Here is a 15,236-nt window from a genome sequence, read left to right as displayed (position 1 = left end):
TCACCGGCACCGGCCCGGCGCGGCCGACCCTCACGGTCGGTCGTGCCGGGCCCGGTCACGCGCCGCCGTGGTCGACCAGGCCGACCCGGCGAAGGTGCACTACTGGATGGTGATCGTCCGCTTCTGCACGCCCCAGCTGTCGGCCTCGGCGCCGGGGAGCCACACGTCCACGATCTGGCCCTGGATCCAGGTGCCGATGTCGGCCGCGTAGCAGTACCCGTACCCGTCCACCTTGAAGCGGGTTCCCCACGGGATGTACCGGGTGTCGACCGCGCAGATGCCCAGCGCGGTGTTGATGCCGCTCGCCGTCTGGCCGAGGTCGTTGTACGACGTGATCTCGTATTCGAACTGGGTTCCGGCGGGAATGGCGTACGGCTGGACGGCCCCGCTGTCGGCGAGGATGTACGGCTGGGACAGCGCGCCGGTGGAGGCGTCGCTCCCGTCGGAGCGCAGTGCCGCGACCGTGTAGTGCGCGTTGCGGCACGGTGCGGTGTCGGTCACGGACAGCGTCGCCTGGCCCCAGTCGTCGACCCAGCCGATCGACTGGCTGTTGCGCCACACCCGGTACGCCGCGGCGCCCGTCACCCGGCTGAAGGTGATCGTCACGCTCGAGCCGCTGAGCGCACCGGTCACCGTGGACGGTGCGGGGAGCCGGCCGCTCAGGCTGATCAGCGGCGCCTGGCTCGTCGAGTTGTGGCTCGGCCCGACGACCCGGGCCGGTGGGGTGACGGTCGACCAGAACGGGCAGGCCGCGAGGCTCGCACCGGGGCCCGTGCCACCGGTCGGCGACGGCGTCGGGCTCTTCGTCGGCGTCGGGCTCTTCGTCGGCGACTGGCTCTTCGTCGGCGTCGGGCTGGCCGGAGCGGAGGTCGGTGGCGGCGTCGTGGGGGTGGGCGGCGCCGTCGTGCCGCCGCCGCCCGAGCCGGCCGTCAGGACGAAGTCGTCGGCGTAGTACGTCGGCTGCCCGTACCACCCGTGCACGAACACCGTCACGCTCGTGGTCGTGGATGATGTCGTGAAGGACGTCGTGAGCTGCTGGAACGTCCCACCGGTGGACGGGGTCCAGATGCTCGCGCCGGCGGCCCCGACGTACACGTAACTGCCGTTGACCCACGCCGTCAGCGTGTACGTCGTGTTCGGCGAGACCGGTACGGATTGGGTGCACTGGGCCGTGTCACCGGCGCTGGGCGTCGCCTTCAGCGCGTACGTCCCGGAATGGACCGTGCCCGTCGCGGCGCTCGTCGTGCCGCTGCACGACCACCCGGACAGGCCGGACTCGAACCCCGGATCGCCGACCGGGTTCGTGCCGGCGCTGGCCGGCAGCACCATCGCGGAAATCGCCACCACGGCGGCCGTCACGCACCCGGCGCCGATCGCCAGACCTCTCCACCTACGCATACATTGATGAGAATGGGTCGCTCCACCAAATGTCAAGGTTTGTTAACTATTTCTGAAGATCATTTATGGTGGCCTTCAGTTCCGCCTGCAGCACGCGCAGACGGTACGGCGACCCGCCGCCGTACCGTGGACTGCCGCGTGCGTCAGCTCACCAGCTCTCGCATCTTCTTGGCGATCAGGGGGATCGCTCGTGCGGGCATGAGGCGGGAGATGCGGTCGAGCATCCGTGCGTCCTTGCCGATCGTGACCCGTGGTGCGCCGCTGACGACGGCGTCGACGATCTGCCGCGCCGCTTGCTCAGGAGGGGTGAGCTTGACCGCCGCCCCGGCCTGACCAACGGCGCTGCGAGCGTCGATGCCGGAGTTGCCGAGGATGTTGGTGGCTATGCCGCCCGGGAAGACTACGGTCACCTTGAGCGGCCCGCTCTGGTGCTCGGCGATGAGCCCTTCGGTGAACAGCTTCACCGCCGCCTTGCTCGCCCCGTAGGCGCCCTGCCCCGGAAAGGGCACGAGCGCGCCCATCGAGGCGACATTGACCAGCGACGACGCGGGCCGGGCGGCCAGCAACGGCAGGAAGGCCTTCGTGGTGTTCACCGTGCCCCAGAAGTTGACCGCCAGGACCCGCTCGATGTCCTCGAAGCTCAGCGCGGCGATCGGCTTGAAGGCGTGCACGATGCCGGCGACGTTGACCAGGCCGTCGACCTGTCCGTGGGCAGCGACGATCGCCGCGGGCAGGTCCAGGACCGCCGCGCGGTCGGTGATGTCGACGGGCACGGTAGCCAGCCGGTCACCGGCCCGGGCCAGGTCGGCAGTGGCCTTGAGGCCGGCCTCGCTGAGGTCGACGGCGGCGACCCGGCCGCCGCGGGCGAGCAGCGCCAGGGCGACCTGGCGGCCGATGCCGTTGCCGGCGCCGGTGACGACGAAGACGTTGTCCCTGATCTCCACCGCGGTCCCCCTAGTTTCCGTGCGCCATGTGGCGGGCGGCGCGCAGCCCGAACACCACGGCCGGGCCGATCGTCGAGCCGGGACCCGGGTAGGTCCGGCCCATCACCGAGGCCGAGTTGTTGCCGGCCGAGTAGAGCCCGTGGATGACCGATCCGTCCTCGCGCAGCGCGCGGGCCTCGGCGTCGGTGACCACGCCGCCCTTGGTGCCGAGATCGCCGATGACCACCTTGACCGCGGTGAACGGTCCGTGCTCCAGCGGGCCGAGGTTGGGGTTGGGGTGGACCAGGGGGTCGCTGTAGTAGCGGTCGTACGCCGAGTTGCCCCGGCCGAAGTCGCCGTCGACGCCGGAGCGGGCGAAGCCGTTGAACCGCTCGACCGTTGCGGTCAGGCGGGCCGGGTCGATGCCGACCTGCTTCGCCAGTTCCGGCAGCGTGGCGGCCTTGAACAGCACCCCCTCGCGCTGCATCGCGCGCTTCGCCTTCGGATCCAGCAGATAGTTGCGCAGGTAACGGCGGGCGTGCCGGCGATCGGCGATCATCCAGTAGGGGCCGGCCTTGTCGTGATCCAGCATGTGGTGACCGAGGTCGACGTAGGACTCCGACTCGTTGGCGAAGCGGTCGCCCCGCGCGTCGACGATGATCGAGAACGGGAACGACCGTTCGCCGACCATGAACGACGGCTCGGAGACGCTCGTCGCCGCGACGGACGCGCCCCACCACGCGTCGTCGAGCAGTTCGGTGGCCGCACCGTGGGACATCGCGATGTCGATCGGCCTGCCCAGATTGCCCGGTGCACCCGACGGGGAGCCGTCGATGCCGTGGTACTTGCGCCGCCACTCGCGGTTGTAGTCGAACCCGCCGGCCGCGAGCATCACCCCACGGTTCGCGCCGACCGTGAGCTGCCTGCCCTGATGGGTGACGCACACGCCGGCGACCCGGCCGTCTTCGACGACAAGGTCCAGAAGTGGCGACTCCAGCCACAGTTCGGCCTTGTGCCTGACGACCACGACGTGCAGGAACGACGCCATCAGGCCGGCGCCGATGCCCGCGAGCCGGGCACCGCGGACCAGCCCGCCGGCCGTGCGGAAGACGAGCCGGGCACCGCGGCGGAACCCGCTCGGCGTCGACCACGCCCGGCCCAGCAGCCACACGTCGTCGGTGAGGATCGGCATCGCCGCGGGCGCCTGCGACGAGCGCCACCACGGGCCGATCCTGCGCACGTCGAACGGCTTGTGCTCGATCGCGCGGCCGATCTTCCCGCCCGGCCGCTCCGGGTAGTAGTCGGCGTACTCCGCGGCGCGCACGAACGCCATGCCGTACTTCTGCGCGGTCCCGACGAAGTCGGCGACGCCGTCGACGAACGCCTCCTTGCGCTCCCGGCTGGACGACCGACCCTCGTCGCCGACGGTGGCCTCCAGGTAGGTCAGTGCCTCCGCGCGGGAGTCACCCGCACGGTCGCGGCGCATGAGCGGGTTGTCGGGCAGCCACATGCCGCCGCCGGACTTCGCGCTGTTGCCGCCCCACTTCGCGGTGCTCTCCAGCATCAGCACCGACAGGCCCTCGTCGATCGCGCCCAGGGCGGTGGCGAAGCCGGCCGCGCCGGTGCCCACGACGACGACGTCATAGCTCTTGTCGAAGGTCATCGGTACCTCCTCCAACCGGACAATGTTGTCCGGTTATACTGCCAGTGTGCCCGGCAACACCCGGAAGGTCAACCGCGGCCCGGCTGCGTCGGCTGACAACCGCCGGGCGATCCTGGCCGCCGCGCGCAAGGTCTTCACCGAGCGCGGATACCACGCACCGCTCTCCGCTGTGGCGAAGGAGGCCGGCGTCGGCCAGGGCGTGCTCTACCGGCACTTCCCGACCCGGCTCGAACTCGCCTTCGCGGTCTTCGACGAGGACTGGACGGACTACGAGGCGATCTCCGCCAGCCCGGACCCCGGCGCCTTCGCCCGCCTGTGGTCGCGCATCATCGACAAGACCATTGACGAGGCCGCGTTCGTGGAGATGGTCGTCGACGCCCGGCGCCAGGCCGTCGGCTACGACGGGGCGGAGCGCATGCGGGTACTGCTCGGCCCGCCCCTGGCCCGGGCCCAGGACGCGGGCCTGGCCGACCCCGCGCTCACCGTCGACGACGTCATGCTCGCCCAGCGCATGGTGTTCGGCATCGTCGTGACCAGCATCGACACGGCCGGCCTGCGAGACGAGGTGTCACGCGCGCTCGCCGTCGCGGGGCTGCTGCCGCCGGCCTGAGCGGTGTGCCGGTACTCGGCGCACGGGATGTGCCTGGCGACGGGTCAGGGCGACACGCCACCCAGCAGCGCGCGGGTCAGCTCGGCGCCCGGGCGGTGGCCGGTCTCGTCGTGCACCGCCAGGGCCCGGCCGGCCAGGTCGGCCGCCGCCGCGCGGTCGCCGAGGGCCAGGGTCGCCGCGGCCAGCTCCGTCAGCGCGCGGCCCTCGTGCAGCCGGAACGAGGCCTGCCGGGCCAGCGCCACCGCCTGCTCGGCCGGCTCCATCGACAGGACCGGCCGGCCGGCGCACCGGTAGGCCACGGCGAGCCCGATCAGCGCCTGGACCCGGGAATACCGGTAGCCGGCCTCCTCGGCGATCTCGAGAACCGCCCGGTGCTGCTCGATCGCCGCCGCGATGCGGCCGTGCCCGCACTGCACGGTGCCGAGCGTGTTGCGGGCGTCGGCCTCGAGCCGGCGGTGGCCGGTGTGCTCGGCCAGCTCCAGCGCCTGCTGGGCGAGGTCCAGGGCCCGGGCAGCGGCGCCGGGGCCGCGGTCGCGGCAGACGGCGGCGAGGCTGCGGGTGGTGTCGGCCTCGTTGCCGCGGTTGCCGACCTCGCGGTGCAGGGCGAGCGCGGCGGTCAGCAGCTCCTCGGCGCGGTCCAGGTCGCCGCGGGCGTGGCACACCTCGCCGAGCGCGGCGAGGCTGTTGCCTTGGGCACCGCGGTGGCCGAGGCGGCGGCTCAGCACGATGGCGCGCTCCAGGTGGCCGGCGGCCTCGTCGAGACGGCCGAGCTCGGTACAGATCGCCCCGAGGTTGCCGAGGTTGACCTCCAGACCGGCGTCCCAGCCGGTCCGGGTGTTGATCTCCAGGGCGCGGCCGAGGTGCTCGAGCGCCTCGGCGAGGCGGCCCTGGTCGGCGTGGACGGCGCCGAGGTTGCCCAGCACGGTCGCCTGTACCGCCGGCCAGTCGGCGCGCTCGCCCGCGGTCAGGGCCTCGCCGTACAGCCGGATCGCCCGACGATGGTGGCCGGTGAACCCGTAGAGGCCGGCGAGGCTGAGGCGGGCGGCGGCCTCGGCGGCCGGCTGCCCGTCGGCGAGCGCGGCGGCCAGGCCCGCGCGGGCGACGGCGAGCCAGTCGACGGTCGGCATGCACATGAAGAAGTGGCCGCGCATCAGGTCGGCGAGCGTCCAGGCGACGTCGAACGGGCCGTCCTGCGCCGCGCCGGTGACGGCGGCGACCAGGTTGGCCCGCTCGTCGGTGAACCACGCCGAGGCGCGCTCGTGCGGGCCGCCGTCGTCGTCCGGGGCGGCCGGGAACAGCGAGCCGGGTGGCGCGAGCGGCGTGTCCAGGTTGCGGGGCAGGCGCAGGATCTGCGGGTACAGCAGGCGGGCGCCGGCATCGGCGGTGGTCGCGTAGTAGGCGTGCAGCCGCTCGAGCGCGGCCCGCCGGTCGGCCGGCGCGTCGTCGCGGGCGGTTCGGTCCGCGGCATAGGCGCGCACCAGGTCGTGCAGGGCGAACCGGCCCGGGGCGTGCTCCTCGACCAGGTGGGCGGTGGCGAGCCGGGCCAGCGCGACGGCCGCCTCGGGCATCGGCAGGCCGGCCAGGGCGCCCGCCGCGGCGGCGGTCACGTCGGGGCCCGGCAGCAGGCCCAGCCGGCGCAGGACGAGCCGCTCGGCCGCGGAGCGCCCGGTGTAGGACAGGTCGAACGTCGAACGGACCGCCGCGTCGGGGTCGCCCGGCACGGCGAGCGCCCCCAGCCGGTTGCCGTCGCGCAGTTCGGCGACGTAGCCGGCCAGCCCGGGCGTGCCCGGATCGGCGAGGTTGGCCGCGGCGATGCGCAGGGCCAGCGGCAGGTGCCCGCACAGCCCGGCCAGCTCGGCCACGGCCGCCTCGGCCGGCGCGGCGCGCTCCTCGCCGAGCAGCCGCCCCAGCAGTACCCGGGACTCCGCGGGCGCCAGCACGTCGAGCGCGACCCGGTGGGCGCCCTCGATGGCGACCAGTCCGGCGAGGGCGTCGCGGCTGGTGACGACGACGGCGCAGCCGGGCGCGGCGGGTAGCAGCGGGCGCACGTGCGCGGCGTCGCGGGCGTTGTCGAGCAGGACGAGCATCGAGCGGTCCGCGACCAGCGTGCGCAGCAGCGCGGCCGCCTCCTCGACCTCGATCGGCACCTGGTCGGGCGCGACGCCGAGCGCGTGCAGGAACCGGGCCAGCGCGGCGACCGCCGGCATCGGGGCGCCGGACGCGTAGCCGCGCAGGTTGACGTACAGCTGGCCGTCGGGGAACCGCGGGCGCAGCCGCCGTGCCCAGTGCACGGCGAGCGAGGTCTTGCCGACACCGCCGGCGCCGGTGACCACCACGAGCGGGCCGGGGCCGTGCGGGTCCGTGGTCAGCACGGCGGCGAGGCGGTCCATCCGGGACAGCTGGGCGGCCCGGCCGACGAACGCGGCGGCGCCGGGCGGCAGCTGGGCCGGGGCGGGCGTGCCGGCGCCGGGCCGGGCGAGGCGGGGCCGCCGCGCCGGCCGGCGTAGCACGTGCAGGTGCGCCGCGGCGACCTCCGGGCCGGGGGTCACGCCCAGCTGATCGTCGAGGCGCCGGCGCAGGTCCTCGAAGACCCGCAGCGCCTCGGCCTGCTCGCCGCCGTCGGCCAGCGCCCGGATCAGCCGCGCGTGCAGGCCCTCGTGCAGTGGCTCGGCGGCGACCGGGGCGCGCAGCTGGGCGAGGGCCTCGGCGGGGCGGCCCGCGGCGAGGGCCCGGTCGGCCTCGGCGAGCGCCACGTTGGCCCGCAGCCGGGACAGGTTCACCGCCGCCGGATGGTGCCGCAGCCGCGGCTCGGCGTCGCCGAACAGCTCGCCCCGCCAGCACGAAAGCGCCTCGGCGCCGGTGGCCGGGTCGGCCGCCAGCTCGGCGAAGCGCACCGCGTCGACGTGGACCGCCTCGGGGTCGAGCAGGTATCCGTCGGCGGTGCGGCGGATCGCCCGGCCGGGGCTGCGTTGCGAACGGGAGGGCTCCAGCAGGCGGCGCAGGCGGCCGACGTACACCTGGATGAGGTTTCGGCACGTGCGCGGCGGGTCGCCGGGCCACAGCACGTCGATCGCCGCGGCGGTCGAGACGGGGTCGCCCGCCTGCAGCGCGAGGAGGGCCAGCAGCGTGCGTGGCATCGGCTGGTCGAGCTCCACCGTGGCCCCGCCGCGCCGGACGAGCAGCGGACCGAGCACGCCGATCTCGATGTCCGGCCCCGGGGCGGACGGGGCGGGCGGCGGGCCGGCGGCCAGCGCGTGCAGGACCGCGACGCGCTCGGCCTCGTCGATCGGCAGCGCGGCGAGGAGCCGGTGCAGCGACGCGTTGCGCGGGCGGCGCACCCGGCCGAGCTCGATGTCGCGCAGAGCACGGACGCTGACGCCGGCCCGGGCGGCGAGCTCGCGCTGGTCGAGCCGCGCGCGGTCGCGGTGGTGGCGCAGCAGGCGGCCGAGGTCCGCCGGGTGCAGCTCGGCCATCCTCGCCCCCGTCCCCGTCACCAGATCTGCCGCCGTCGATTCTGCCTGTTCTGCCGCCGATCTGCCGCCCCGTCCGGCGCCGCGCCGCATTTCGGCAGCTCAGCAGGGTGTGCGGGCGCCGCCGGCCGGTTCAACGCCGGTTCAGTCGCAGTGCCCGCGGTCGCTCATAGCGTCGAAGGCGACGGCGGCACCGGGGAGGGCTCGTGCAACTCGAGGGTTTCGTGAACGTGGGGTGCGCGGCCCTGGTCGGGCTGGTGTTCGCCGCCGCGGTGGCCGGCAAGGTACGGGGGCGGGCCACCGGCGGGTCGCTGGCGGCGTCGCTCGCGGCGACGGGTCTGGTGCCCCGGCGGCTCGCCCGGCCGGCGGCGGTCGTGCTGATCGCCGCCGAGGCCGCCGTCGCCGCCGGGATGGCGCCGCCCGCGACGCGGCCGTGGGCGCTGGCCGCCGCCGTGGCCGTGGCCGGCGCGCTCGCCGCCGGCGTGGGCCTGGTACTGCGCCGCGGCGTCGTCGCGCAGTGCCAGTGCTTCGGCGCGACCCGGGAACGCCTGGGCCCGCTGCATCTGGCGCGCAACGTCATGCTCCTGGCCGCCGCGGCCGCCGGGCTCGCCGCCGACCTGGCCGCCGGTGGCGCCGCCGCGATCGGTGCGCCCGGCGCGCTGCTGGCCACCGGGGCCGGTGCCGTCGGCGCGCTGCTGCTGGTGCGCATCGACGACCTGGCCGTCGCGTTCCGTCCGTCCGCCACCTCGTAAGGAGAGCTTCGATGCCGTACCTCACCGCCGCCGTCGTCCTGATCGGCGCCCTCACCCTGCTCGATCTCGTGCTGACGCTCGGCGTGCTGCGCCGGCTGCGCGACCAGGCCGCCGGAGCGGCGCCGAGCCCGGCCCCGACGCTGAGCATCGGCGTCGGCGAGCGCCCCGGCGGGTTCCTCGCCGCGTCCACCCGCGGCGAGCCGGTAGAGCCCGAGGCCCTCCCCGGCGTCCTCGTCGGCTTCTTCTCCCCCGACTGCACCCCGTGCCGGGAGCGGGTACCGCAGTTCACCGCCTACGCCGAACAGCTGCAGGCCGGCCGCGACGCGGTGCTCGCCGTCGTAATCGACGGCGGCGCCGGCGACGAGGACGGCAGCGCCGGGGCGGCCGGGATGGTCGCGGCGCTCGACGGCGTGGCCCGGGTCATCGTCGAGGCGCCGCACGGCCCGGTGGCGCGGGCCTTCGGCGTCACCGCGTACCCGATGCTGTGCCTGCTCGACGGCGCCGGCGCGGTCGCCGTCGCCGGCAGCGACCTGAGCGCCTTCCCGGCCACCATCCTCGGCGCCGACCTGCTGCGCACCGGCCGATGACCGCCGGAGCGTCCCTGGCCCGGCGGCTGCGCGGCGCGCTGGGCCTGGCCTGGACGGCCGCGCCCACGGCGACCGTGACCCTGGTCGTCGCCGCGGCCGCCGGCGGCCTCGCCCCGGTCGCGACGGCCTGGCTGGTCAAGGCGCTGCTGGACGGGTTGGCCGCGCCGGGCGGCTCGCTGGCCGGCGTCGCCGCGGGCCTGGTCGCCGCGGGCGTCCTCACCGCCCTGCTGCCGCACGCCGCCCGGCACGGCGGCGGCGAGCTGGACCGGCGCAGCGGCCTGGTGGCGCAGGAGCGGCTGTACCGCGGCGTCGCTCGCCAGGCCGGCCTCGCCCGGCTGGAGGACCCGGCGTTCCAGGATCGGCTGCAGCTCGCCGAGCACGGCGGGCACTTCGCGCCCGGCCAGGTGGTCGCGGGCGGCCTGAGCGTCGTGCAGGGCATGGTCTCCGTCGCCGGCTTCCTCGCCACCCTGATGCTCATCAGCCCGGTCACGGCGCTGGTGGTGCTGGCCGCGGCGGTGCCGATGCTCCTGGTGCAGCTGGCGCTCAGCCGCGACGAGGCCGCGACCGCCTGGCGCACCGGCCACGCCGAGCGCCGCCGGATCTTCTACGGGCAGCTGCTGCGCACCCCGCAGGCGGCCAAGGAGATCCGGCTGTTCGGGCTCGGCGACTTCTTCCTCGGCCGGATGCTCACCGAGCTCGGCGGGATCAACGCCGAGCATCGGCGGCTCAGCCTGCGCCGGCTGCGCGCCCACACGGTGCTCGCCGGCCTCGCCGCGGTCGTCGCCGGCGGCGGGCTGGTCTGGGTGATCGGGCGCGCCCGGGCCGGGGCGGTCAGCGTCGGCGACGTGTCGGTGTTCGTCGCCGCCCTGGCCGGGGTGCAGCTGGCGCTGGTGAGCGCGGTCCAGCAGGGCGCCGGGGCCTACCAGGCGCTGCTGCTGTTCGAGCACTACGAGTACGTGTGCGGCGCCCCGCCCGACCTGGACCCGCCTGCCGAACCGGGTGCGGCCCTGCCGGCCCTGCGGCGCGGCATCGAGCTGCGCGACGTGTGGTTCCGGTACAGCCCGGCGCACCCGTGGGTGCTGCGCGGCGTGAACCTGTGGATTCCGCACGGCTCGTCGCTCGCCCTGGTCGGCGTGAACGGCGCCGGCAAGAGCACGCTGGTGAAGCTCCTCTGCCGCTTCTACGACCCGACCCGCGGGACCATCACGTGGGACGGCACCGACGTACGCAGCGTGCCACCGGCGGTGCTGCGCGAGCGGATCGGCGCCGTCTTCCAGGACTTCGCCACCTACGACCTGACAGCGGCCGAGAACGTCGCGGTGGGCGACCTGCCGGCCCTCGGCGACCACGCCCGCATCGCCGCCGCCGCCCGCCGCGCCGGCGTCGACGAGGTTCTGCGCGGCCTGCCCCGCGGCTACGACACCCTGCTGACAAGGGCGTTTTTCATCGGTACCGCGGACAAGTCCGCCAAGCAGACCGGCGTCGCGCTGTCGGGCGGGCAGTGGCAGCGCGTCGCCCTGGCCCGCGCGCTGCTGCGCGACGAGCGCGACCTGCTCGTGCTCGACGAGCCGAGCGCGGGGCTCGATGCGCAGGCCGAGGCCGAGGTACACGCGGCGCTGCGACGGCACCGCACGGGCCGGACCTCGGTGCTCGTCTCGCATCGGCTCAGTACACTGCGCGACGCCGACACGATCGTGGTGCTCGACGGCGGCCTGGTCGCCGAGCGCGGCACCCACGCGGAGCTGATGCGTCTCGACGGCCGCTACGCCGCGCTGTTCACCGCGCAGGCCCACGGCTACACCACCGAGCCGCTCGGCAGCGCCGCATGAGCCCCTGGGCGGTCCCGGCGCTCGCGCTGGCCGGCGGGCTGCTCGCCGCGGCGCTCGTGGTGCTGCGCCGGCGGTACCTGCTGGTCACCGTCACCGGCCTGAGCATGGCGCCGACCCTGCGTCACGGCGACGCGGTCCTGGTCCGCCGCGCGGGCCTGCGGGCGGTGCGCCGCGGGCAGCTGGTCCTGCTGGAGCCGGTCGGCGCCGGAAGCGGGGCCCGGCTCGTCAAGCGCGTCGCCGCTCTCCCGGGCGACCCGATGCCCGCCGTGACGTGGCATCCGCCGGCGGTACTGCACGTCCCGCCCGGCCACGTCGTCGTGCTCGGCGACAACCCGGCCGTCAGCCTCGACTCGCGCCGGTTCGGCTCGGTGCCGGGCGACCGGCTGGTCGGCGTCATCACCCGCCGCCTCACCGGCGGCCCCCTCAGGACTCCGGCGGCACCCGCCCGCCGGGACCGGCCACGGCACCCGCCGCGCGCCGCCGCCCAACCCGAAGAGGAGCACGCATGATCAACACCGTCGAGAAGCTGGGCCTGCGCCTGCTCGCCCGGCTCGTCCCGCAGACCGAGGCGAAGGCGTTCTGCATCCCGCAGTGGCTCTGCTCGTACTGCGGCTCGGGCCCCCGGTACCGCAGCGTCTACCAGAACGCCGACTGCAGCTACAGCGACTACGGATTCTGCTCGGCCTGCTGACCCCGCAGCCGGTGATGCGGCGCGAACGTCCGCGCGCCGCATCACCGGCACCACTGCGAGCGGGTCGGCTACCCGGCCGGTCTGGCCGGCGCCACCGTGTTCGCGATCGGCGGCGGCACGGCGAACCTGACCGGACTGATGGTCAGCATCATCACCGCGCCGCTCCTCGCGGCAACCTTGGCGCCCGCGGGACGCAGCTCATCGCACTGACGATCGTTGTGGCACAGGCGGCTGCCAGCCACTGGTGGATGCGGCGCTTCCGGTACGGCCCCGTCGAATGGGCGTTGCGCGCGTGGATCCATGCCAGCTGCCCGCAGGACGCCTTGCCGGCACCGGGACGTGCTCACACGCCGCCACGCGGCCCGGTCCCGATGCAAGCGTCCGGGCCGGCCGCGCGCTCGATCCGCGCCGTGGTGCTGCGCCTCATTGGCCGCGACGAGTGGGCACTTCGAGGAGCGTCGGTTCCAGGAGGGCCCGCGTGCGCACGAGCGCGTCAGCGGCGGCCACGATCAACCGGGCGTCCTCCAGCCGGTTGCCGCGCAGTTCGATGGCGCCGCTCGACCCCGACTCCCGGTGCGCCATCAGCCAGTCGTAGAGCAACCACTCGACCGATCCGGCGGAGACGAACGGGTCGGCGCCGGTGTCGTCGGCCGCGGCGGCGACCTGGCGCAGGGCCGCCCGGTGCTCGTCCAGCGCCGCATCCTTGTTCACGCCAGAGCTGTCGAACAGCAGCATCGACAGCGTCAGCGGATAGCGGGCGCCGTGCTCGGCCTGGACGACCCAACGCGCGCCGCGCCACAGCGTGCTCTCGTCCACGAAGACGAGCCGGCCGTGCCCGGACACCACTCCCACGCCGGGATCGGTGAGTGTGCCGGCCAGCGGCGTAGGACCTGACACCCCGAGGACCATCCGGGCCCGGATCGCGATCAGCTGCGCCGTCCCGACAATCAGGCCCGCACGCAGCTCGGCCTCGGTCTCGACCACGGCCAGCGCCGCGGCGTACTCCTGGCACAGCCGGTCGAGCACCCGGTGCAGCTCGCCCAGATCGAGCCGCTGGGCTTCCGTGACCGCCGGCTCACCGCCACCGAGCAACCGCCCGAACCGGCCGGCCGCGTCGATCAACGCGTCGTCGAGCGCGGCCAAGTGGGTCGGCAGCAGGCGCTCAGGCTCAGGATCGGTCCGTACCAGATCCGTGAGGCCGACGGGCCGCCCGCCGTCGGTGAGCCAGTGGAAACCGATCTGCTCGTCGGTCTGTGCGATGGATGGCCGCCCACTCATGCCGCCACCCCACATCGCTCCGGACCGCTCATGCGCCCTCCGCTTCGCTCCGGATCGCTCATGCGTCCCCTTTCCGATGCGGGTGGTCTCGTTCAGACGCCGACCCACCCCAGCGGGTGAAGCCGGCGCCGCCTGCTCCGTCAGACGATGACCCGATCGGAGGAGGCCCTTGATGCTCGGACAGTTGATCGTACAGGCGGTGCACCGGCTCATGGGTAGGCGCCGGCGCTCGCAACCTGGGCTCGAAGCCGGGGAACGCGTGCTGCTGCACGAGACGTCGCCGTTCGGGGCCTGCTACGTCGCTACCGACCGGGCGCTGCACTACCGGTGCTCACCAGGGCTGGACTGGCGCAGGCTCGGTTGGCCGGACATCCGGTCGGTGGATCGCTCCTCCGGAGCCCGGCTCAGGCTGACCCTCCCGGACGGCCGGCCCATGCTGCTGTCCACGGCCGAGGGGTCACGGCTGCCGGCCCTGGCCGCTGAGCTGGTAGGGGCCTGTCACCTGATGACCAGGCGGATCACCTTGCCCAGTGGCCGGATTGCCCTGGTCCGGGCGAGCCGCGCACACCACCGGGCCGAAGTCGTCTGGACGATCGACGCGTCGTGCACGGCCGGCGAGAAGGCGGCGGTGCTGGCCGAGATGCGGTCGTTGTCCGGCATCTGACCTCGCCCCGCCGCGGTCAACCGCCCTTGGCGAACACGCTGCTGCCGCGCACATCCGCCTCGGTCAGGGTGATCAGGTCCGTCCGGCCGACCGGCCCGGGCGCGGCGGCGAGCCGGGTCGCCTGCCGCAGCCGGCACCGCTCCAGCGCATTGCGGATGCTGCGGGCATTGGCGAAGCGCGGCATCGCCGTCCTGAGTTCCGTATAGGACCGGAACGCCAGTCGTGCGTCCGGGCTGAACCGGTAGTCGTCGCGGGCCAGGATCAGCTCGGCTATCCGGACGAGTTCGTCGTGGCTGTAGTCGTCGAAGTGGATGTGGTGCGCCACCCGCGAGCTGAGCCCCGGGTTGGACGAAAGAAAGGCATCCATCCGGTCGGCGTATCCGGCGAAGATGACCGCGAGCGAACCGCGCTCGGACTCCATCTCCTGAAGCAGGATCTCTACCGCCTCCTGCCCGTAGTCCCGTTCGTTCTCCGGGCGGTGCAGATAGTACGCCTCGTCGATGAACAGCACTCCCCCGGCGGCCCGGGCGATGGCCTCCTTCGTCTTCGGTGCGGTGTGTCCGATGAACTGCCCGACGAGGTCGTCCCGGGTCACCACGACCACTCGCGGGGTGCGCAGGTAGCCCAGCGCGTGCAGCATCTCGGCCATCCGCAGGGCCACGGTCGTCTTGCCGGTGCCCGGGCCTCCGGTGAAGCTCATGTGCAGCGACGGCTTGCTGTCCGACAGGCCGAAACGGGCCCGGGCCCGGCGCACGACGAGCAGGGCCGCGATCTCCGCGAGGCGCCGCTTCACCCCGGCCAGCCCCACCATGTCGCGGTCGAACTCGGCCAGCACCGCTCGCGCCCGCAGGCTCATCTCGTCGGCGTTGAGATCGACCAGCGCCGCGGCGTCCAGTATCTCCTCGGGCGCCGGATCGGCGCGCCGCATGGCGAAGCCCCCGGTCACGGTTCCTCATAGCGCGCCCCCGGCGGGGCCTGCGTCGCGTAGGGCTGCAGGGCATAGCGCTGCACCCGGTCGTGTGCCTCGGTACGCGCCAGCCGGAAACCCGGCTCCCGGGAGGGGCGCTGCACGAGGAAGCTCAGTGCGGTGGTCTGGCGCCCGAGCCGCGCGTCGTAGGCCAGCACCCGCACGTACTGCTGCGGGAAAGCGGCGCGGCAGTCCGCGATTTCGCGCAGTACCGCGTCCGGCTCGGCGAGGTCGAACATGGGTAGGCCCCACATGTCCCAGTACACGTTGCGCGGGTGCGGATCGTCGGTGTATTCGATCGAGACCGGCCATCCGTTGTCGAGCGCGTAGCGAATCTGTGCGGCCAACTCGTCTTCGGTCAGCTCGGGCAGATAGGAGAAGGTTCCGTGGCGCAGGTACATGGG

The 15,236-nt window shown here is 74.3% G+C and carries 14 protein-coding genes; 7 read left to right on the top strand and 7 right to left on the bottom strand.

The window, feature by feature from the left end; genetic code table 11:
* Positions 1 to 99: 99 nt before the first annotated feature.
* The 3 genes from ACQPY0_RS16630 to ACQPY0_RS16620 form a co-directional block, all read right to left on the bottom strand.
* A complete protein-coding gene (locus ACQPY0_RS16630) occupies positions 100 to 1,398 on the bottom strand; it encodes a carbohydrate binding domain-containing protein (protein WP_432989693.1) in 1,299 nt (432 codons plus the stop codon).
* 143 nt (positions 1,399 to 1,541) lie between these two features.
* On the bottom strand, positions 1,542 to 2,342 hold the full coding sequence (locus ACQPY0_RS16625) for an SDR family NAD(P)-dependent oxidoreductase (RefSeq protein ID WP_432989691.1): 801 nt from the start codon (positions 2,340 to 2,342) through the stop codon (positions 1,542 to 1,544).
* 10 nt (positions 2,343 to 2,352) lie between these two features.
* On the bottom strand, positions 2,353 to 3,984 hold the full coding sequence (locus ACQPY0_RS16620; RefSeq protein WP_432989690.1) for an FAD-binding protein: 1,632 nt from the start codon (positions 3,982 to 3,984) through the stop codon (positions 2,353 to 2,355).
* Positions 3,985 to 4,030: 46 nt separating this feature from the next.
* Here ACQPY0_RS16620 and ACQPY0_RS16615 point away from each other — a divergent pair, with 46 nt between their 5' ends.
* Entirely contained in the window at positions 4,031 to 4,594 is a 564-nt protein-coding gene (locus ACQPY0_RS16615) for a TetR/AcrR family transcriptional regulator (protein ID WP_432989688.1), read from the top strand.
* A 44-nt stretch (positions 4,595 to 4,638) separates the two neighbouring features.
* Here ACQPY0_RS16615 and ACQPY0_RS16610 read toward each other — a convergent pair whose 3' ends face one another.
* Positions 4,639 to 8,067 carry a tetratricopeptide repeat protein gene (locus ACQPY0_RS16610; RefSeq protein ID WP_432989686.1) on the bottom strand — a complete coding sequence of 1,143 codons (3,429 nt, stop codon included), beginning with the start codon at positions 8,065 to 8,067 and terminating at the stop codon, positions 4,639 to 4,641.
* A 203-nt stretch (positions 8,068 to 8,270) separates the two neighbouring features.
* Here ACQPY0_RS16610 and ACQPY0_RS16605 point away from each other — a divergent pair, with 203 nt between their 5' ends.
* From ACQPY0_RS16605 to ACQPY0_RS16585, 5 genes are read left to right on the top strand one after another with little or no spacing between them, the layout of a single operon-like run.
* Positions 8,271 to 8,816, top strand: a complete 546-nt coding sequence (locus ACQPY0_RS16605; protein ID WP_432989684.1) for a MauE/DoxX family redox-associated membrane protein — start codon at positions 8,271 to 8,273, stop codon at positions 8,814 to 8,816.
* An 11-nt stretch (positions 8,817 to 8,827) separates the two neighbouring features.
* The gene (locus tag ACQPY0_RS16600; RefSeq protein WP_432989682.1) at positions 8,828 to 9,403 is read left to right on the top strand and encodes a TlpA disulfide reductase family protein; all 576 of its coding nucleotides are present in this window, start codon (positions 8,828 to 8,830) and stop codon (positions 9,401 to 9,403) included.
* Positions 9,400 to 11,232 carry an ABC transporter ATP-binding protein gene (locus ACQPY0_RS16595; RefSeq protein WP_432989680.1) on the top strand — a complete coding sequence of 611 codons (1,833 nt, stop codon included), beginning with the start codon at positions 9,400 to 9,402 and terminating at the stop codon, positions 11,230 to 11,232. The genes ACQPY0_RS16600 and ACQPY0_RS16595 overlap by 4 nt, the downstream gene beginning before the upstream one ends.
* Complete coding sequence (locus tag ACQPY0_RS16590) at positions 11,229 to 11,741, top strand: S26 family signal peptidase (RefSeq protein WP_432989678.1); 513 nt, start codon at positions 11,229 to 11,231, stop codon at positions 11,739 to 11,741. Before ACQPY0_RS16595 ends, ACQPY0_RS16590 begins: the two co-directional genes overlap by 4 nt.
* Positions 11,738 to 11,923, top strand: coding sequence for a hypothetical protein (locus ACQPY0_RS16585; RefSeq protein ID WP_432989676.1), 186 nt, complete (start codon positions 11,738 to 11,740; stop codon positions 11,921 to 11,923). Before ACQPY0_RS16590 ends, ACQPY0_RS16585 begins: the two co-directional genes overlap by 4 nt.
* A gap of 423 nt (positions 11,924 to 12,346) precedes the next feature.
* Here ACQPY0_RS16585 and ACQPY0_RS16580 read toward each other — a convergent pair whose 3' ends face one another.
* A complete protein-coding gene (locus tag ACQPY0_RS16580) occupies positions 12,347 to 13,201 on the bottom strand; it encodes a hypothetical protein (protein WP_432989674.1) in 855 nt (284 codons plus the stop codon).
* Positions 13,202 to 13,373: 172 nt separating this feature from the next.
* Between ACQPY0_RS16580 and ACQPY0_RS16575 the strand changes: the two genes are divergently transcribed.
* On the top strand, positions 13,374 to 13,865 hold the full coding sequence (locus ACQPY0_RS16575) for a hypothetical protein (RefSeq protein ID WP_432989672.1): 492 nt from the start codon (positions 13,374 to 13,376) through the stop codon (positions 13,863 to 13,865).
* 16 nt (positions 13,866 to 13,881) lie between these two features.
* Here ACQPY0_RS16575 and ACQPY0_RS16570 read toward each other — a convergent pair whose 3' ends face one another.
* Positions 13,882 to 14,811, bottom strand: a complete 930-nt coding sequence (locus ACQPY0_RS16570; protein WP_432989670.1) for an AAA family ATPase — start codon at positions 14,809 to 14,811, stop codon at positions 13,882 to 13,884.
* Entirely contained in the window at positions 14,808 to 15,233 is a 426-nt protein-coding gene (locus ACQPY0_RS16565; RefSeq protein WP_432989668.1) for a ribulose bisphosphate carboxylase small subunit, read from the bottom strand. The genes ACQPY0_RS16570 and ACQPY0_RS16565 overlap by 4 nt, the downstream gene beginning before the upstream one ends.
* Between the last annotated feature and the right edge of the window lie 3 nt (positions 15,234 to 15,236).

The organism is Dactylosporangium sp. CA-233914 (genome assembly GCF_050942935.1).
Lineage (GTDB): Bacteria > Actinomycetota > Actinomycetes > Mycobacteriales > Micromonosporaceae > Dactylosporangium.
Note: the sequence above shows the minus strand (reverse complement) of the source record. Positions and strands in the feature narration are given on the sequence as shown.